The sequence below is a fragment of the Pseudomonas sp. Sample_20 genome (assembly GCF_004307585.1).
Taxonomy (GTDB): domain Bacteria; phylum Pseudomonadota; class Gammaproteobacteria; order Pseudomonadales; family Pseudomonadaceae; genus Aquipseudomonas; species Aquipseudomonas atacamensis.
In genome coordinates this window covers 18243-37162 of sequence record NZ_RCOA01000130.1, presented here as the reverse complement: position 1 = coordinate 37162, position 18920 = coordinate 18243, and the positions used below count along the sequence as shown (strand labels likewise).

The 18920-nt window shown below is 59.0% G+C and carries 18 protein-coding genes and 1 pseudogene; 11 read left to right on the top strand and 8 right to left on the bottom strand.

Translation table 11 applies throughout. The features are described from left to right. Nucleotides 1-76: 76 nt before the first annotated feature. The 3 genes and pseudogenes from D8U70_RS26455 to D8U70_RS26445 all read right to left on the bottom strand — a co-directional run bounded on the left by D8U70_RS26455 (nt 77) and on the right by D8U70_RS26445 (nt 3644). Nucleotides 77-1264, bottom strand: a complete 1188-nt coding sequence (locus D8U70_RS26455) for an MFS transporter (RefSeq protein ID WP_123442512.1) — start codon at nt 1262-1264, stop codon at nt 77-79. Nucleotides 1265-1567: 303 nt separating this feature from the next. Beyond that, nucleotides 1568-1723 (bottom strand): annotated as a pseudogene (locus tag D8U70_RS26450) (MFS transporter); the annotation flags it as partial. A 334-nt stretch (nt 1724-2057) separates the two neighbouring features. Continuing rightward, on the bottom strand, nt 2058-3644 hold the full coding sequence (locus tag D8U70_RS26445; RefSeq protein ID WP_016774693.1) for an ABC-F family ATPase: 1587 nt from the start codon (nt 3642-3644) through the stop codon (nt 2058-2060). Nucleotides 3645-4019: 375 nt separating this feature from the next. Between D8U70_RS26445 and D8U70_RS26440 the strand changes: the two genes are divergently transcribed. From D8U70_RS26440 to D8U70_RS26425, 4 genes are all read left to right on the top strand, one after another. Then, the gene (locus D8U70_RS26440; RefSeq protein WP_073474496.1) at nt 4020-5246 is read left to right on the top strand and encodes a zinc-dependent alcohol dehydrogenase; all 1227 of its coding nucleotides are present in this window, start codon (nt 4020-4022) and stop codon (nt 5244-5246) included. 15 nt (nt 5247-5261) lie between these two features. Beyond that, nucleotides 5262-6191: a ZIP family metal transporter gene (locus D8U70_RS26435; RefSeq protein WP_122706136.1), complete on the top strand. Its 930-nt coding sequence runs from the start codon at nt 5262-5264 to the stop codon at nt 6189-6191. Nucleotides 6192-6301: 110 nt separating this feature from the next. Beyond that, entirely contained in the window at nt 6302-7669 is a 1368-nt protein-coding gene (locus tag D8U70_RS26430; protein ID WP_130930115.1) for an iron-containing redox enzyme family protein, read from the top strand. Between the two features lie 14 nt (nt 7670-7683). Further along, the gene (locus tag D8U70_RS26425; protein WP_130930114.1) at nt 7684-8628 is read left to right on the top strand and encodes a class I SAM-dependent methyltransferase; all 945 of its coding nucleotides are present in this window, start codon (nt 7684-7686) and stop codon (nt 8626-8628) included. A 33-nt stretch (nt 8629-8661) separates the two neighbouring features. On the opposite strand, the gene D8U70_RS26420 is transcribed toward D8U70_RS26425, so the two are convergent. Then, nucleotides 8662-9141, bottom strand: a complete 480-nt coding sequence (locus D8U70_RS26420) for a short chain dehydrogenase (RefSeq protein WP_313872414.1) — start codon at nt 9139-9141, stop codon at nt 8662-8664. A 264-nt stretch (nt 9142-9405) separates the two neighbouring features. On the opposite strand from D8U70_RS26420, the gene lpxO reads away from it, so the two are divergent. Continuing rightward, entirely contained in the window at nt 9406-10305 is a 900-nt protein-coding gene (lpxO, locus tag D8U70_RS26415) for a lipid A hydroxylase LpxO (RefSeq protein WP_039764006.1), read from the top strand. 157 nt (nt 10306-10462) lie between these two features. On the opposite strand, the gene D8U70_RS26410 is transcribed toward lpxO, so the two are convergent. Next, nucleotides 10463-11329, bottom strand: a complete 867-nt coding sequence (locus tag D8U70_RS26410) for a Ku protein (protein WP_039762960.1) — start codon at nt 11327-11329, stop codon at nt 10463-10465. 189 nt (nt 11330-11518) lie between these two features. On the opposite strand from D8U70_RS26410, the gene D8U70_RS26405 reads away from it, so the two are divergent. From D8U70_RS26405 to nudC, 4 genes are all read left to right on the top strand, one after another. Continuing rightward, on the top strand, nt 11519-11839 hold the full coding sequence (locus D8U70_RS26405) for a hypothetical protein (RefSeq protein WP_016774702.1): 321 nt from the start codon (nt 11519-11521) through the stop codon (nt 11837-11839). Between the two features lie 52 nt (nt 11840-11891). Continuing rightward, nucleotides 11892-13037: a PQQ-dependent sugar dehydrogenase gene (locus tag D8U70_RS26400; protein WP_073474484.1), complete on the top strand. Its 1146-nt coding sequence runs from the start codon at nt 11892-11894 to the stop codon at nt 13035-13037. 186 nt (nt 13038-13223) lie between these two features. Then, on the top strand, nt 13224-14036 hold the full coding sequence (locus D8U70_RS26395; RefSeq protein ID WP_122698299.1) for a crotonase/enoyl-CoA hydratase family protein: 813 nt from the start codon (nt 13224-13226) through the stop codon (nt 14034-14036). A gap of 7 nt (nt 14037-14043) precedes the next feature. Further along, a complete protein-coding gene (nudC, locus tag D8U70_RS26390; protein WP_130930113.1) occupies nt 14044-14874 on the top strand; it encodes an NAD(+) diphosphatase in 831 nt (276 codons plus the stop codon). On the opposite strand, the gene D8U70_RS26385 is transcribed toward nudC, so the two are convergent. After that, the gene (locus D8U70_RS26385; RefSeq protein ID WP_016774706.1) at nt 14842-15621 is read right to left on the bottom strand and encodes a TSUP family transporter; all 780 of its coding nucleotides are present in this window, start codon (nt 15619-15621) and stop codon (nt 14842-14844) included. The two genes, nudC and D8U70_RS26385, sit on opposite strands and share 33 nt — an antisense overlap. Nucleotides 15622-15874: 253 nt before the next feature. On the opposite strand from D8U70_RS26385, the gene D8U70_RS26380 reads away from it, so the two are divergent. Then, nucleotides 15875-16078, top strand: coding sequence for a hypothetical protein (locus tag D8U70_RS26380; protein WP_130930112.1), 204 nt, complete (start codon nt 15875-15877; stop codon nt 16076-16078). A 151-nt stretch (nt 16079-16229) separates the two neighbouring features. Here D8U70_RS26380 and D8U70_RS26375 read toward each other — a convergent pair whose 3' ends face one another. Then, nucleotides 16230-16709 (bottom strand): nuclear transport factor 2 family protein, encoded by a 480-nt coding sequence (locus D8U70_RS26375; RefSeq protein WP_130930111.1) that lies wholly within the window; start codon nt 16707-16709, stop codon nt 16230-16232. A 54-nt stretch (nt 16710-16763) separates the two neighbouring features. After that, nucleotides 16764-17327 carry a TetR family transcriptional regulator gene (locus D8U70_RS26370; RefSeq protein WP_130930116.1) on the bottom strand — a complete coding sequence of 188 codons (564 nt, stop codon included), beginning with the start codon at nt 17325-17327 and terminating at the stop codon, nt 16764-16766. A gap of 214 nt (nt 17328-17541) precedes the next feature. Here D8U70_RS26370 and pssA point away from each other — a divergent pair, with 214 nt between their 5' ends. After that, complete coding sequence (gene pssA / locus D8U70_RS26365) at nt 17542-18885, top strand: CDP-diacylglycerol--serine O-phosphatidyltransferase (RefSeq protein WP_130930110.1); 1344 nt, start codon at nt 17542-17544, stop codon at nt 18883-18885. The last annotated feature ends 35 nt before the right edge of the window (nt 18886-18920 follow it).

The window sequence follows — 18920 nt, the reverse complement described above, 5'->3', positions numbered from 1 at the left end:
CGAATACTCACCCAAAGGCGTTTAGGGGCTAGGCATGAACCATAGAATCTCCCACGGGAAACTGAATTGTCTGCTTTCAGGAAAGTGCGCGACGCTTGAGCAACAAGGTCAGGCCCAACCCGGTCACCGACAACAACGCCGCGCTGAAGAAGATCCACGAATAGCCCAGATTCAACGCCACCGCGCCCATCAATGGCCCGGCAATCGCCAGTGCCAGATCGAAGAACACCGCATAAGCCCCCAACCCTGAACCACGGCTGGAACTCGGCACCTGTTTGATCGCTTCAACCCCCAGCGCCGGGTACACCAGAGACAGCCCAAATCCCGCCAGCCCTGCGCCAATCAACGCATACGCAGTGGAGGGCGCGAGCCACAACATCACCAGCCCGACAGTTTCAACCGACATGCAGACGATGGCCGAGGCAAACCCGCCAAACCGGGCAATCGCCGAGATGAACAACAGCCGCGACAGAATGAAACACACGCCAAACACGGTCAGGCAGTAAGCCGCACCGGTCCAGCCTCGGTTGAGGTAATAAAGGGTGATGAAAGTCGTCAGTGTGCCGTAGCCGATCGAGGCCAGCGTCAGGCTGGTGCCGTACGGCGCAATCTTGCCGAACACCGCCCAGAATGACAGGCGCTCGCCACGAATCACCGGCACCGAAGGCTTGTTGCGGATCAACCACAGCGCACCTGCCGCCAACGCCGACAGCGCGAGGCCAAGGCTGACAAAGCCATATTCGGCAACCATCACCACGCCCAGCGGCGCACCAATGGCGATCGCGCCGTAAGAAGCGATGCCGTTCCAGCCGATGGATTTCGCCGTGTGCTCGACACCAACCTGGCCCATGCACCAACTGATGGTGCCGACGCCGATCAGGCCTTGGGCAATACCAAGCAGCAAGCGCCCGGCAATCAGGATCAACAGGCTGGTCAGCGGAAAGCTTTGCAGCAAGGTCGACAGCAACGTCAGCGCGCCACTGAGAACAATCCCCCACAAGCCATAAATGATCGCCCGCTTGGTCCCGAGCGTGTCCGACATGCGCCCGGCCATTGGCCGGCTGAGCAGGGTGGCCAGATACTGCGAACCGATCACCAGGCCGGCAATGATCGCGCTGAAACCCAGTTGCTCGTGGACGTAACCGGGCAATACCGCGATCGGCAACCCGATGCAGAGAAAGGCAATGAAGGTGTAGAAAACGATGGAGACGATCTGCAGGGTGATCGCCAGGGAGCTTTGCGGTGGCAGTGGCTGCGCAGACATGAGCACTCGTTCGCGGGCGGCGGTGAGAGAGTTGCCGACATCATGGCGCGGGGCCGGGATAAAAGAAAGCAGGCTAACTACTTCGCCTTAATGATCGTTCCCACGCTCTGCGTGGTAACGCCGCCATGGACGCTCTGCGTCCGCTGTTGGGACGCGGAGCGTCCCGGGCTGCATTCCCACGCGGAGCGTGGGAACGATCAATGTGGGAGCGAGCCTGCTCGCGAATATCTGCGCACCCACAATTCCCAAACGCCGAATGCAAAAAGCCCCGTCACACGGACAGGGCTTTTAACTTGCAGCTTGCATCGCGCTGAAACCCAGTTGCTCATGGACGTAACCGGGCAATACCGCAATCGGCAAACCGATACAGAGAAAGGCAATGAAAGTGTAGAAAACGATGGAGACGATCTGCAGGGTGATCGCCAGGGAGCTTTGCGGTGGCAGTGGCTGCGCAGACATGAGCACTCGTTCGCGGGCGGCGGTGAGAGAGTTGCCGACATCATGGCGCGGGGCCGGGATAAAAGAAAGCAGGCTAACTACTTCGCCTTAATGATCGTTCCCACGCTCTGCGTGGTAACGCCGCCATGGACGCTCTGCGTCCGCTGTTGGGACGCGGAGCGTCCCGGGCTGCATTCCCACGCGGAGCGTGGGAACGATCAATGTGGGAGCGAGCCTGCTCGCGAATATCTGCGCACCCACAATTCCCAAACGCCGAATGCAAAAAGCCCCGTCACAGAGGACAGGGCTTTTAACTTGCAGCTTGCAGCTTGCAGCTTGAAACTAAAAGCTGCTCTTAGAAAACAACGCCCTGGCTACGCAGGTAGTCGTCATAAGTGCCGCTGAAGTCGGTCACGCCGTTCGGGCTCAGCTCGATGATGCGGGTGGCCAGGGACGATACGAACTCACGGTCGTGGCTGACGAAGATCAGCGTGCCCGGGTAGTTTTCCAGCGCCAGGTTCAGCGCCTCGATCGATTCCATGTCCAGGTGGTTGGTCGGTTCGTCCATGATCAGCACGTTGGGCTTTTGCAGGATCAGCTTGCCGAACAGCATGCGACCTTGCTCACCACCGGAGATGACCTTGACCGACTTGAGGATCTCGTCGTTGGAGAACAGCATGCGGCCCAAAGTACCGCGAATCATCTGCTCGCCCTGGGTCCACTGACCCATCCAGTCGAACAGAGTGACGTCGTCTTCGAAGTCGTGAGCGTGGTCCTGAGCGTAGTAACCCAGTTCAGCGGCGTCGGTCCATTTCACACTACCGGCGTCCGGGGTCAGTTCATTGACCAGGGTGCGCAGCAGGGTGGTCTTGCCGATACCGTTCGGGCCGATGATCGCGACGCGCTCGCCGGCTTCAACCTGGAAGCTGAAGTCCTTGAACAGTGGCTTGCCATCGAAACCCTTGGCCATTTTCTCGACCATGACCGCCTGACGGTGCAGCTTCTTGTTCTGCTCGAAACGAATGAACGGGCTGACGCGGCTGGAAGGCTTGACCTCGGCCAGCTGGATCTTGTCGATCGCCTTGGCGCGGGAGGTGGCCTGCTTGGCTTTCGAGGCGTTGGCCGAGAAGCGGCTGACGAACGATTGCAGCTCGGAAATCTGCGCTTTCTTCTTGGCGTTGTCCGACAGCAGTTGCTCGCGGGACTGGGTCGCCACGGTCATGTACTCGTCGTAGTTGCCCGGGAACAGACGCAGCTCGCCGTAATCCAGGTCGGCCATGTGCGTGCACACGCTGTTCAGGAAGTGACGGTCGTGGGAGATGATGATCATCAGGCTGTTACGCTGGGTGAGGATGTTTTCCAGCCAGCGAATGGTGTTGATGTCCAGGTGGTTGGTCGGTTCGTCGAGCAACAGCACTTCCGGATCGGAAAACAGTGCCTGCGCCAGCAATACGCGCAGTTTCCAGCCTGGCGAGACTTCGCTCATCGGGCCGAAATGCTGTTCCAGCGGAATGCCCAGACCCAGCAACAATTCACCGGCACGGGATTCGGCGGTGTAGCCGTCCATCTCGGCGAACTCGGTTTCCAGCTCGGCGACGGCCATGCCGTCTTCTTCGGACATTTCCGCCAGCGAATAGATGCGATCGCGCTCGGCCTTGACCTTCCACAGCTCTTCGTGACCCATGATCACGGTGTCGATCACGGTGAATTCTTCGTAGGCGAACTGATCCTGGCGCAGCTTACCCAGACGCACGTTCGGCTCGAGCATGACCTGGCCACCGGACGGATCGAGATCGCCGCCGAGGATTTTCATGAAGGTCGACTTGCCGCAACCGTTGGCACCGATCAGGCCGTAGCGATTGCCTGCGCCGAATTTGACCGAAACGTTTTCGAACAGCGGCTTGGCGCCAAACTGCATCGTGATGTTAGCTGTGGAGATCAATTACCTTACCTATCAATGGGTTAGAGCTGGTCTGTGGTGCCTGGTACAAACTTGCGTACCAATCTGGAGCTTTTCCAGCTCCCCCCAGTCTGTGCTTGAGTTGAGCCAACGCGCATAAGCCGTCCGCAACTGGGGCCGTTGAAGGCAAGCTGCTGAGCGACGAGTACGGGGTTCTTGTTGGACATTGGCGCGCATTGTCGCATAACTCAGACGGCAGTTATATGGCAGGCAAACGGGCGTACGCATCGGCTCGTCCGAGAAGCGACCGATATCCGCTGATCAAAATCTCGAAAACCCGAGTGAACTCACTCGACCATTTTCACTTCGGAAAGTGGAGCAGCAGCCATTTTCGTTCAAACGAGTGAGGACCAAGCCATGCGAGCAATGACCTATCACGGCGCCCATGACGTGCGCGTCGAGACCGTACCGGACCCGAAACTTGAAGCCGCCGACGACATCATCCTGCGCGTCACCGCTACCGCCATCTGCGGATCGGACCTGCACCTGTACCGAGGCAAAATACCCACCGTCGAGCACGGCGATATCTTTGGCCATGAGTTCATGGGCATCGTCGAAGAAACCGGGCCAGCCGTCACGGCCGTGCAGCGCGGCGACCGCGTGGTAATTCCGTTCGTGATCGCCTGTGGCGATTGCTTCTTCTGCCAGCAAGAGCTTTACGCCGCTTGCGAAACCACCAATGAAGGCCCTGGCGCGGCGCTGAACAAGAAAATGATTCCGCCGCCAGCAGCGCTGTTCGGCTACAGCCGTATGTATGGCGGGATTCCCGGTGGCCAAGCGGAACTGGTGCGCGTGCCGAAAGCCAATACCGGCCCGTTCAAGGTGCCGGGCACGCTGTCGGACGAAAAAGTGCTGTTCCTGTCCGATATCCTGCCGACTGCCTGGCAAGCCGTGATCAACGCTGGCGTCAAACAGGGTTCGAGTCTGGCGATCTACGGCGCCGGACCGGTCGGTTTGCTCACCGCAGCCTGCGCGAGAATGCTCGGTGCCGAGCTGATCTTCATGGTCGACCATCACCAGTACCGCCTCGATTATGCCCAGCGCACCTACGGCGTGATTCCGATCAACTTCGATGAAGACGATGACCCGGCCGACACCATTACCAGCCAGACTCCCGGCCATCGCGGCGTCGATGCCGTGGTCGATGCCGTCGGCCTTGAAGCCAAGGGCAGCACCACCGAAACGGTCATGGCTACACTCAAGCTGGAAGGCAGCAGCGGCAAGGCTTTGCGCCAGTGCATCGCCGCCGTCCGGCGCGGTGGTGTGGTCAGCGTTCCGGGGGTGTATGCAGGATTTATCCATGGCTTCATGTTCGGCGACGCTTTTGACAAGGGCCTGACCTTCAAAATGGGCCAGACTCATGTGCAGCGTTTTCTGCCGGAGCTGCTTGGCTACATCGAAACCGGCAAGTTGCAGCCCGAAGCGATCATCACTCACAGGCTGTCGCTGGAGCAGGCGGCCGAGGGTTACAAGATCTTCAATAAAAAGCAGGAAGAATGCCGCAAGGTGATTCTGACCCCGGGTGGCAGCGATGTTCCGCTGGCGCAACTGGATGAAACCACGCCGTTCGCACCGGCCACCTGAAACCGAGGAGTTTTCATGGCGCTACCGTCATCTTTATTCGCAGCTCCCGTACGCGCATGGTTCGTGAACCTTTCGCGTACGGGCTGGGGAGGGCGCATTTTCTGGCTGACCCTGGTCGGGGTAACCGTGTTGCTGTTGATCAGCGGCTACACCGGTTTGGTCAGTACCGGCCGCGACACGCTACGCCTCGCAACTCTCGGCGGGCTGTCGGGTTTTGCCGCCACGGCAATCGGTGCGTTGCTGGCCCTGGCGTTGCGCGCGATTACTTCGCGAACTCAAGACACCATGCTCGGGTTTGCGGCAGGGATGATGTTGGCTGCCAGTTCCTTTTCACTGATCCTGCCGGGCATTGCGGCGGCGAAGGAGGCGGTGAGCAATCCCATGCTCGCCGCTGCCGTCGTTGTGGCCGGCATGGCCTTGGGCGTGGCGTTGATGGTCGGCCTCGACCGCTTCGTTCCTCACGAACATGAAAAAAGCGGCCGGCGCGGGCCCGAAGCCAAGCGTTTCAATCGAGTCTGGCTGTTCGTGCTGGCGATCACCCTGCACAACCTGCCGGAAGGCATGGCGATCGGCGTCAGCTTCGCCACCGGCGACATGAAAATCGGCTTGCCGCTGACCACTGCGATCGCCATTCAGGACATCCCCGAAGGTCTCGCTGTGGCGTTGGCGCTGCGGGTGACCGGCATTTCCGCAGTGCGTGCGGCGTTGATTGCCGCCGCTTCAGGATTGATGGAGCCGTTGGGCGCGATCATCGGTTTGGGCATCACCAACAGCTTCGCGCTGGGCTTCCCGGTAGCGATGGGCCTGGCCGCTGGTGCAATGATTTTCGTGGTGTCCCACGAGGTCATTCCGGAAACTCACCGCAACGGCCACGAAACACCGGCCACGCTCGGGCTGATGCTTGGCTTCGGCGTGATGATGTTTCTCGATACGGCTTTGGGTTAGTCAACCGGCCCACACCACTGAGCGCACCGCCCCGCACAAAAAAGGAATTTTTTTCAGCGCCAATCACTCTTTCGTTTATAGGCAATGCCAATAACGCAGGGGAATGAGTCATGTCGCTGATCGAAATCCCGACCAGGAAGTCTTCGGGTAAAACATCCACGCCGGCGGATACCGAGCGCCGGCTCTATGACCGATTGCTGGCGGAAGACTCCACGGTTGATCGCGCGGCACTGGACTTCCTGCGCCGGCAACTGAGCAAGGCGGCTGCGCTTTCTGACGATTTGCCGGTCAGCGCCGAAGAGCTGCTGCAATGGTCGGAAACCCGCTGCGCCCGCGTGGCGGCCGAATACGCCGATTACCTCGAACAGCGTCAGCAGGGCGCGCCGCGCCGCTATTTCCGCAACAAATCCCACGCGTTGTATTTCATTCTGCATGTGGCACCGACCAAAGAGGTCGATGGTGCCTGGCTGGCCGGGCTGTTGCCGCAGTGGCAGGACCCGCGTTTCGACGATTTGCTCGATACCTATCTGGAAGAGTTGGGCGAGGGCGTGCCACGGCAGAATCACGTGGTGATCTATCGCAAGCTGCTCGCCGAGCATGACTGCTCCGATCTGAGCGGTCTTGCCGACGAGTATTTTCTGCAAGGCGCGGTGCAGTTGGCACTGGGACGTTTCGGCGGGCAGTTTTTGCCTGAAGTTATCGGTTTCAATCTCGGCTACGAACAACTGCCTCTGCATTTGTTGATCAGCGCTTATGAATTGGCAGAGCTGGGTATCGATCCGCACTATTTCCGCCTGCATGTGACCATCGACAACGCCAGCACCGGGCACGCGCGCAAGGCTGTGCAATCAATGCTCGAACTGATGCCGCTGGGTGAAGAGCGCGATGAGTTCTATCGGCGCATGGCTGTTGGTTATCGCCTCAATGATGTCGGCAAGGGCACCACCGCCGTGATCACAGAGTTCGATCTGGACCATGAAGTCATCGCCATGCTTGAGCGCAAAGCTGTTTTTGGCCGGCACATGCATTCCGATTACTGCCGTATCGAAAACCGCACCATCAACCAATGGCTGGCCACGCCGGGGCAAATGGGCGAATTCCTCGCAGCGCTGGAGCGCAAGAGCTGGATCAAGCGCGGCGAGGCGGTAGAAGAAAGTCGTTTCTGGCGGTTGATTGATGGCAGCGACGCGGCGATGTTCGGTGTGTTCAACGGCTATGAAAAACAGCTGCTGCGCGACTGGATCACTCAGGATTGCCCGGCATCCCGGCCTCGGCCTTATGTGCGCCGGGAAGCTGCCGTCGAAGAAAACTTTGACGATGACGCCGATCTGCTCAATCTGGAAGCGGCCCTGGCTGACAAACCTGCCGCCGAGCAAATGGCGATGTTGATGCCGTGGCTGCAACCGCAGCGGCATTGGCGCCCGGCCGGACTTTTCGCGACGCGTCGCTTCATCCAACTGCGCGCCCGCTTGCGTTGAAACAAGGAGGCTTCATGTCGGCACAAGAAACATCCGATAGAGCCCTGTTCGAGCTGGGCAAGCGCCTGCTCGACAGTGGTTATCACTTTATTACTCCAACGCCATTGACCCATGAACGTTATCTCCAACGCTTTGCCACGCCGCTGGCCAAGGGTCTGCGCGATGTGTTTGGTTGGTCGATGCCGTTTCCTTCAGAGCTATTTCGCGCAGAGGAACTGGCCACGCTGGAGCAGGCCGGCGCAGTCGAACGCGATGGCGCCGTGTGGCGCAGCCATGTGCGCTGGTCGACGCTGAATGACCGGTTGTTTGCCCACTCGGCGTTTCCGACAACGGCGAGTGATGCGGTGTTCTTCGGCCCCGACACTTATCGTTTCGCCCAGGCCATCGAAGCGCAATTGCAGCAACGCTTTTCGCCGATCAGACGCGCGGTGGACATCGGCTGCGGAAGCGGCGCCGGCGCGGTCGTCATGGCCAAGGCACGTCCTGATGCCCAAGTGCTGGCGGTGGATATCAATCCGCAGGCGTTGCGCATGAGTGCCGTCAACGCTGAGTTGGCCGGGGCCAACAACGTGTCGGTGTATCACAGCGACCTGCTCGCCAGTGTCGAAGGGCAGTTCGATTTGATCATCGCCAATCCGCCGTACATGAACGACGAACAACAGCGCGCTTATCGCCACGGCGGCGGGGCGCTGGGTGAGGGTTTGTCGGTGCGGATCGTGCGTGAGGCGTTGCCGCGCCTGGAAGTCGGCGGTACGTTGCTGGTGTACACCGGCGTGGCGATCGTCGCCGGGCAGGACCCGTTCCGCGAGGCCGTGGCGCCTCTGCTCAAGGGCGAGCGTTTCGGCTGGACTTATCGTGAGCTTGATCCGGATGTGTTCAGCGAGGAACTGTTCAAGCCTGAATACGAGCGCGCCGAGCGAATCGCCGTGGTCGCACTGACAGTAACCCGCGAGCAGTGACCGATAGTTGGGCCACTGCTCGCGCGGTGGCCTTCAGCGATTTCTGATGCGCGAGATCGTCAGCAGGCAAACCCCTACCAACATCGCAGCCCCGGCTACCAATAGCGGCGAAGGGCGTATCGGCTGCCGCGAAATACGCTCGATGCGCCCGGCGACGGAAGCGCGCACTGGCGCAGCAGGTTCCGCCAGATAAGGCGCTTCTTCGATCTCCAGCCGTAAGCCGTCCGGCATCACCAGCGTCAGCCCTTCGATCGTGCCGGCAATTCTGCCCGGATAAACCGGCTCACCGGTCGGGTCGAGCTGGTCGTAGAAGAATATTTGCCCTTCAAGCCAGCCGATGGCGGTCTGCAACTCGGGTCCCAGGTAATACTTTCCATCGAGAAAAAAGCCAGAGAATTGCGGCGCGCGCTCGACGCTTTCAATTCGATAGCGCTGACCTGGTTTCATACCGGTTTCTGGGGCGATCATGGGGGTTCCTCCGTTATTGGTAAGCGATAGAGGAGCGCGTGCCAAGCGTGGTTCCATCGAAATGAGCAACGGGCGTTTGTATGGATTCAAGTGTGCTGGAGCTTTACACGCAAACGCGCAAGACAGTTTTTCACAGTTGAGAGTTCACTATCGGTTACGAACTGTGGCTAAAATGCCACCCTTTCACCGAGCGCCCGGAAACGGCGCGGGCCAAGGACGCGCCCTGTGCATCAAGACCGCTGCATAAGACGCTGGGCCTCAGGTCGCCACGCGCGCAGTTTGTTCACTTTTGACGTGTGACCCTTTTCCGTGAAACTCATCATTGCCGCTGTTTATGTCATCTCCATTGCTTACGTTCACTTGCGTGGACGCGTGCGCCACAAACTGGGGCGGCAATTGAGTGACCACTCGACGTTCCTCGCGCCGATCAACTGCTTCCTCTATCTGTTTTCCAGGATGCCCAACAAGCCGTATCTGAACCCGGCAGACTTTCCCGATCTGAGCCCGTTGCAGGCGCACTGGGAAGAGATTCGCGAGGAAGGCCAGAATCTGCTGCGTGCCGGCGAGATCAAGCGCTCGAATCAGTATGACGATGTCGGCTTCAACTCCTTCTTCAAGACCGGCTGGAAGCGCTTCTACCTCAAGTGGTACGGCGACAGCCATCCATCGGCGATGAAGCTGTGCCCACGCACCACCGAACTGGTGCAAAGCATCGGCTCGATCAAAGCGGCGATGTTTGCCGAGCTGCCACCGGGCTCGAAACTGGTGCGCCATCGCGATCCGTATGCGGGTTCCTACCGTTATCACCTGGGCCTGGATACGCCGAACGATCCTGGCTGCTACATCAACGTCGACGGCGAGAACTATCACTGGCGCGATGGCGAAGCGGTGATGTTCGACGAGACGTTTATTCATTACGCCGAAAACACCACGGATCAGAATCGCATCATTCTGTTCTGTGACATTGAGCGGCCGCTGAAATACCGCTGGGCCGCCGCGTTCAACCGCTGGTTCAGCCGCACCGTGATGTCAGCGGCAGGCGCGCCGAATGATGCGGGGGACAAGACTGGTGGCATCAACCGCTTGTTTACCAAAATCTACAAGATTCGTTTGCGCGGCAAAGAGCTGAAGAAGCGCAACCGTACGCGGTATTACCTGGAGAAGTGGGCGATTTTTGCCGCGTTGCTGGCGATCTTTATTCTGATCTGAAGGCTTGCGGTGTCAGTACCGGCCTCTTCGCGAGCAAGCTCGCTCCCACATTTGATTTGGGTGAATGCAAATATTGCGTCCGACTCCAAACCCTGTGGGAGCGAGCTTGCTCGCGAAAGCGTCCTGACATTAAACAAGTATCTTCCTGATTGACTTCCTATTCCCCAGACGCCTTCCGAGTCTTCTTCGCCGGCGCCGCCTTACTGGTTGATTTGGCCTTGGGCTTGGCCGGTGCCTTGCCACCGAGGCTGCGTTTGAGCAGTTCGGTCAAGTCGATAACATCGGCAGTCTTGCGCTCTTCCTCGCCAGTGGCGGTCTCGACATCCTCGATCTTGCCTTCGTGGGCTTTCTTCTCGACCAGCGCCATGATCTTGTCTTCGAACTCGTCCTTGTAGTCCTCCGGCGACCACTCCGAGGTCATGTCTTCAACCAGACGTTTGGCCATGTCCAGCTCGCCCTTGGCCAGTTGCGGCTTCGTCACTTCGCTGCCCAGCGCCAGCTCATCGAGGCTGCGCACTTCCTGCGGCCAGCGCAGTTTCACCAGAACCAGCGCCGACTCCAGCGGCATCAACGCGGCCAAGTATTGACGGGTATGCAGGACAACGCGGGCGAGGGCGACCTTGTTGGTTTTGCTCAGGGTTTCGCGCAGCAACGCGTAGACCTTGCCGCCGCGCTTGTCTGGCGCCAGGTAGTAGGGCGTATCGATGTTCTGCAGCGGAATCTGCTCGGCATCGACGAACGAGAAAATGTCGATGGTCTGCGTGGAAACCGGGTGCGCCGAGCGGATTTCTTCCTCGCTGAGCACCACATATCGGCCCTTTTCGTAGGCCACGCCTTTGACGATGTTCTCTTTGGTGACTTCCTTGCCGGTGACCTTGTTGATGCGTTTGTAGCCCACCGGGTCCATGCTGCGGCTGTCGAGCCAATCGAAGTCCACGCCTTGGGACGACGTCGCTGAAACCAGCGCCACGGGGATGTGTACCAGTCCAAAACTGATTGCGCCTTTCCAGATTGCCCGAGCCATGACGTGTCCTCCGAGTGATGATCAGGTGACCCGTGGCGCGGTGAGAAAGTTTCCAGTGATTGCGCGGCGTCCAGCGGTACGGTCAAGCCGTGTTACATGTTGTTTAAGGCGCGAGGGTTAACAAATCCGAACCCACGGCGTAGCGTGGGCTCCAAGGCTCTAGTCCACGCACATCGAGAGGTATTTCCCATGAACCGGTTTCTGCTTGGCATCGCCGTCCTCGCCCTCAGTGGCGGCCTGGTTCATGCCGATGTCGTGCTGGCGCAAAGCCCTACCGGCAACAGCAACAATCCCTACAACAGCCCGATCCGCCGGGCCAATCCCAACAGCATGCAGGGCACCCAGCCCAGCGCTCCGCCCCTTCGCGGGCCGAACACCGTTCCCGTGCCACGTCAGCCGACCGTTGAAAATCGCGGCATCGGCAATGGCCAGCCAATTCGCTCGGTGCCGAGCAATCCGCCAACCTTCATTCCCAACCCGCCCCCACGGGGCACCGGCAGCAACCGTTGAACGGCAGGACTGATGTTCTGTCAGCCTTTCACACGAACAAAAGGAATCGTGCATGTTGCGTAAAACCCTACTAGCCACCTGCTGCGCCGCCGCGCTGATCAGTGCCCCGGCCTTCGCCGCCGCGCCCAAGGAGCTGAAAAGCGAACAGGGCATTCTTGAAGTCACCACTGTTGCCCAAGGCCTCGAACATCCGTGGGCGCTGGCATTTCTGCCTGATCAGAAGGGCATGCTGGTGACCGAACGCCCGGGTCATCTGCGCGTCGTCAGCAAGGACGGCAAACTGTCGGAGCCAATCAGTGGCGTGCCGCAAGTCTGGGCCAAAGGGCAGGGCGGGTTGCTTGATGTGGCGCTGTCGCCAGACTTCAAGCAGGACCGTATGGTCTATCTGTCGTATGCCGAGGGCGGTGGTGAGGGCGGCAAGGCTGGCACGGCGGTAGGGCGCGGACGGCTTTCAGATGACCTGAAGACGCTGAAGGACTTCAATGTGATCTTCCGTCAGGAACCGAAACTATCGGTGAGCAACCACTTCGGTTCACGCCTGGTGTTCGACCGCGACGGGTATCTGTTCATCACCCTCGGCGAAAACAACGATCGACCGACTGCGCAGGACCTCGACAAGTTGCAAGGCAAAGTCGTACGGATCTTCCCGGACGGCAAAGTGCCGGACGATAACCCTTTCGTTGGCCAATCCGGTGTCCGGCCTGAAATCTGGTCCTATGGCCTGCGCAACCCGCAGGGCGCGGCGCTCAACCCGTGGACCGGCACGCTGTGGGAGAACGAACACGGGCCACGTGGCGGTGACGAAGTGAACATCATCGAGCGTGGCAAGAATTATGGCTGGCCGTTGGCGACCCATGGCATCAACTACTCGATGCAGCCCATCCCGGAAGCCAAGGGCAAAACTGCTGAAGGCACCGTGGCGCCGCATCATGTCTGGGAAAAATCCCCCGGGGTTACCGGCATGGCGTTCTACGACGCCGATCGCTTCACCCCGTGGCAGCACAACGCGTTTATCGGCGCACTGGTGTCCCAGGAATTGATTCGCCTGCAGTTCGATGGCGATAAAGTCGTCCATGAGGAGCGTTTGCTGGGCGAGTTGAACAAGCGCATACGCGATGTGCGCCAAGGGCCGGATGGCTATCTGTATGTGCTGACGGATGAGGAGAATGGCTCGCTGTACAGGCTGGGGCTGAAATAAGCCAATCGATCGTTCCCACGCTCTGCGTGGGAATGCAGCCCGGGACGCTCTGCGTCCCAAAAGATCGCAGCCTTCGGCTGCTCCCCAATGAGCCGCGCCAGTCAGTCCCGCATTTGGCCGAACCGCCGCCCCGTTGCCTTGTTATAGTTCGGGCCTTATTTCCCAGCCCGGTAAAGGATCACTGCCATGACTCAATACTCCGCCTTCAGCGTCGAACTGGCCGACAACATCGCGCATGTGCAGATCAATCGCCCGGAAAAGATAAACGCAATGAACGCGGCGTTCTGGAGCGAGATTGTCGAGATCTTCCAATGGATCGACGATACCGACGAAGTCCGCGTGGTGGTCCTCAGTGGTAACGGCAAGCATTTTTCATCGGGCATCGATCTCATGATGCTCGCCGGTGTCGCCAACGAGCTGGGCAAGGACGTGGGCCGCAATGCGCGCCTGCTGCGGCGCAAGATCCTCAATCTGCAAGCCTCGTTCAACGCCGTCGACAACTGCCGCAAACCGGTGCTTGCTGCGATTCAGGGCTATTGCCTGGGCGGGGCGATCGATCTGATCTCGGCTTGTGACATGCGTTATGCCGCCGAGGACGCGCAATTTTCCATCAAGGAAATTGACATCGGCATGGCCGCTGACGTCGGTACGCTACAACGGTTGCCGCGAATCATCGGAGACGGCATGCTGCGTGAACTGGCTTACACCGGTCGCACCTTTGGCGCCGAAGAAGCACGCAGCATGGGCCTGGTCAATCGCGTCTACAGCGACAAAGACACACTGCTCGAAGGCGTGTTCGGCATTGCCCGTGACATCGCTGCGAAGTCGCCGATCGCCGTGACCGGTACCAAGGAAATGATCAGCTACATGCGCGACCATCGCATCGACGATGGTCTTGAATACGTTGCCACTTGGAACGCCGCCATGTTGCAATCCACCGATCTGCGCGTGGCCATGGCCGCCCACATGAGCAAACAGAAACCCGAATTTCTGGATTGAGTTAACCATGATCTCTCGCTGGACCACTGCAGTACTCGACACCGATCAACCCGGCGGCTGGGCCGTAGCGCGCAGCCCGGAAGGCTTTCTGTTCGATGACAACGGCGCACTGTTCCCGCGCGAGTGGCTCAATCGCCAGGACCTTTCAGTCCTCGCTGAGCATGGGATTGGTCATCTCGACGGTGAACCGGTCTATCTGCTTGAGTTGCGCAGCGTCAGCGATGTGCCCGGTTGCGGCTGGAAGGGGCTGCGGGCGTTCATGCTCGAAGGCGATCACACGCTGTACAAAGTGCTCGGTTACGCCGCACAGATCGGCACTTGGGCTCGCGAGCACCGCTTCTGCGGCAACTGCGGCCAGCCGATGAGGCAAGTCCCGCGCGAACGGGCGATGTATTGCCAGCCGTGCGATCTGCGCAGTTATCCGCGCATCTCACCGAGCATGATCGTGCTGATCACCCGTGGCGACGAAATCCTTCTGGCACGCTCGCCGCGTTTCGTCACCGGGGTTTACAGCACGCTGGCCGGCTTCGCCGAGCCGGGGGAATCGGCCGAGGATTGCCTGATTCGCGAAGTTCGCGAGGAAGTGCAGATTGAAGTGAAGAACATCCAGTACATCGGCAGCCAGTGCTGGCCGTTCCCGCATTCGATGATGCTCGGCTTCCATGCCGAATATGCCGGTGGCGAAATTGTCTGTCAGGAAGACGAGATCGAGGACGCCCAGTGGTTCAACGTGCATGACTTGCCGCCGTTGCCGGCGTCGCGTTCGATTGCCCGTTACCTGATCGACGTCTACGTCGCGCGGCGCTTAGGCCACGCTGAACCAGTGCTGCCAGGCTAAGCGCACAGTCAGCCCGAGCACGACAGTGATGAACACCGGACGAATGAATTTGGCGCCGCCGCTGATCGCGGTGCGCGCGCCAAAGAAAGCCCCGACCATCACCGACAGACCCATGCACAAGCCAATGATCCAGTCGACCTGTCCGGAGAAAATGAACACCGACAGCGCCGCGATGTTGCTGACAAAGTTCATGCTCCGCGCCACGCCGCTGGCCTTGACCAGGTCGATCGGGTACAGCAGCAGACTGCTCACGGTCCAGAATGCGCCCGTGCCGGGGCCGGCCACGCCATCGTAGAAGCCGAGGCTGAAGCCCTGGGTCGATTGCCATTTCTTTTTGATCGGCGCGTCGCTGTCCAGCGGCGCTTTCGGCGTGCCGCCAAACAGCAAATACAGGCCACAGGCGAAAACGATCACCGGCAGCATCTTGTTCAGCCACTCGGCCGGCAGGTAATGCGCAACCACCGCGCCGGTAAGCGCGCCAACCAGAGTGCCGACAATCGCATGGGTCCACTGGCGTGGATGAAACAGTTTGCGCTTGTAGAAGGTGAAGCTGGCGGTCGCCGAACCGAAGGTCGAGCTCAGCTTGTTGGTGCCCAGCACCAGATGCGGCGGTAAACCCGCAGTCAGCAGGGCCGGCGTAGTCAACAGACCGCCACCGCCCGCGATGGCATCGATGAAACCGGCAAGGAAAGCAACAGCAGCCAGAATGGCCAGGGTGGTGAGGTCAACGCTGAGTTCGAAAGGCATGGAGTCGGCTTATTCGGCAAGGCGCAGAACGTGGGCTGCGGGGAGGGCGGTTATGTTACTCATTTCCAGGTATTGCGGCGAGCTATCGCTTTACCCGGATCGCGTCATTGAAATACCTGTTTAGCAGCGGTGGCTAGTTCGAATCAATATAAAAACCTGTCAGGTTTCACAGCTGCCAGATTTTGTATAGAAGGCCAGCATTGACCCTTCTCGCTGTTGGGCGAGTAAAAAGATACTTAAAGGAGAATGGGTGATGGAGATCATTGTTGACCTGCACGGAACTGATGAAACCGAACAAGACGCTCGGGACAAAACCATCAAAAACCGAACTGTAGCTGGAAAAATCCTGGTGATTACGAAGGTTCAGATGCGCCCGGCATCACACTCGGCAACGGTTACCTACGAGTATGAGAACGATCCGAATTTTGATTGGGAGGAAAAAACTGCGGAATATTAAGGCGAGGACAGGGAACTCTACCGGTAACCGGTCAGGAGAACTTATAGGAACAGGCCTGCTGGCGATGCCGATCGGTTATTCAACACATTCATTGAATGACGATCCGCTATCGCTAGCAGGCTAACTGCTCCCACAGGGAATCTATGTGAATTTACAGGCCAAGTTCACTCAGCCCCGGATGATCATCCGGCCGGCGGCCCAGCGGCCAGTGGAATTTGCGCTCGCTTTCCTTGATCGGCATGTCGTTGATGCAGGCATAGCGCTGGAACATCAGGCCGTTGTCATCGAACTCCCAGTTCTCGTTGCCGTACGAGCGGAACCAGTTGCCCGAATCGTCGTGCCATTCATAGGCATAACGTACCGCGATACGCGTATCGGAGTAGGCCCAGAGTTCTTTGATCAAGCGATAATCCAGTTCCTTCGCCCATTTGCGCGTCAGAAAAGCCTTGGCCTCTTCGCGGTTGTTGGCGAACTCGGCGCGATTGCGCCACTTGGTATCGAGGGTGTAAGCGAGCGACACCTTTTCCGGATCGCGGCTGTTCCAGCCATCCTCGGCGAGGCGCACCTTCTCGATCGCTGACGCATGGTTGAATGGCGGCAATGGCGGACGTACCTGGGCTGCATTCGACATGTTCAATCTCCTGATTCATTTAATGTATGAACAACAAGTCCGGCTTGTTGAGAGTTACAGGTCCAATAACTTTCGCGCCATGCATTGCGCATTATCGGCGGCACTGTGATCACCCATCACAAGCGCTACGGTAATGGCGCCTTCAATCAGGATCAGCAACTGTCTGGCCAATAGTTGCGGATCCTCGGCACCATATTCGGTACACAGCTTGCTCACGTAGTCGAGCAGCTTCTGTTTATGTTCTTTGGCCACCAGCCGCACTGGATCCTGCGGATCACCGGTTTCGCCGCTGGTGTTGATAAAGGCACAGCCGCGAAAGCCTTCCGAGTCGAACCAGCCCTTGAGCACGGTAAACAGGTTGAGCAGGCGATTAACCGGGGTTTCGGCCTGATCGACAGCCTGTGTGAACCAGTGCATCCAGCGAACATCGCGTCGCTGAAGGGCTGCGATAACCAGTGCGTCCTTGTCGGCAAAGTAACGGTAAATGCTTTTTCTGGAGACGCCGGCGGTCTTCACCAGAAGATCCATGCTGGTGGCAGCGATGCCACTTTTGTAGATCAACTTTTCGGTGACATCCAGAATGATGTCGCGTGTCTCATTGCTGATTGATTTGTTCATGTGGCGAACAGTAGAACGAGTGTTCTCCTTGGTCAAGCGAATTTCTTCAGCGTGTGTGAAAAGCTTTCGCGAGCACGCTCGCTCCCACAGGGGAATGCATTTCAACGGTGGGAGCGAGCCTGCTCGCGAAGGGGCCATTACGGACACTGACAAGACCCGGCGCAGACGATGGTGTAAGCTCTCAAACTCTTCGGAATCGAACCTTGCGAGCCTTATGCCGTTGCTTTTCAAACGTTCTCTGCTGCCTAAACTGCGCAGCTTCGCGCTGACCGCCGAGGCGGTGAGCATTCTGTCCAGTGCTGCCGAATTCCGACGCTGCCTGCTCGAGCAAATCGCCGCAGCGACCCAGCGGATCTACATCGTCGCGCTGTATTTGCAGCAGGACGAAGCCGGTCAGGAAATCCTCGATGCCCTGCACGCGGCCAAGCTCAAGCGTCCCGAGCTGGAAATCGCCGTGGTGGTCGACTGGTTGCGCGCCCAGCGCGGTTTGATTGGCGCCGGTAAGCAGCCGGGCAACGCCGCCTGGTATCAGGACATGACCCGCACGCACCAGAGCGAAGTACCGATCTACGGCGTGCCGGTGCAGACCCGCGAGCTGTTCGGCGTGCTGCACCTCAAAGGCTTCGTGATTGACGACAAGGTGGTCTACAGCGGCGCCAGCCTCAACAACGTCTATCTGCACAAATTTGACAAGTACCGTTTCGACCGTTACCACGTGCTGCACAGTCGCGAGCTGGCGGATTCGATGCATCACCTGGTCAAGCATGGCCTGATCGAATCGAAAGCCGTGCACCGTCTCGACCTGCCCAACCTGCCGACTACCCGCAGCCTGCGCAACGACATCGGCGACCTGCGCAGCCGTCTCAAATACGCGACTTACGACACCGGCGCCGGCAGCACCAGCCGAGAAGGTCTGTCGGTCACGCCACTGCTCGGCGTCGGCAAGAACAACGCGCTGAACCGGGCGATTCTCGAGCTGATCGCCAGCGCGCAAAAGCAGCTGACCATCTGCACGCCGTACTTCAACCTGCCCCTGGGCGTGATTCGTGAGATCAATCGAGCGCTGGCCCGTGGCGTGAAGATCGATATCGTGGTCGGCGACAAGACCGCCAACGATTTCTACATTCCGCCGAGCGAGCCGTTCAAGGTGATCGCTGCGCTGCCGTATCTATACGAGATCAGCCTGCGCCGCTTCGCCAAACGCCATCAGCACAGCATCGACAGTGGCCAGTTGAACCTGCACTTGTGGCGCGACGGTGACAACACCTATCACCTTAAAGGCATGTGGATCGATCAGCGCTACACCTTGCTGACTGGCAACAACCTCAATCCGCGCGCGTTTCGCCTCGACCTGGAAAACGCGCTGCTGATCGAAGACCCGAAAGGCGAGTGGCTGGAGCCACGGGCGAAAGAGCTGGAAAACATCTTCCGCCATACCACGCGGATCGACAGTTTCCAGACCCTGGAGACACTGCCAGATTACCCGGCAGGGGTGGCGAAGTTTCTCAAGCGGGTGAGTCGGGTGAGGATTGAGCGGTTGCTCTACAGGATTCTCTAGCGCGTCCGGAATTGCTTTCGCGAGCAGGCTCGCTC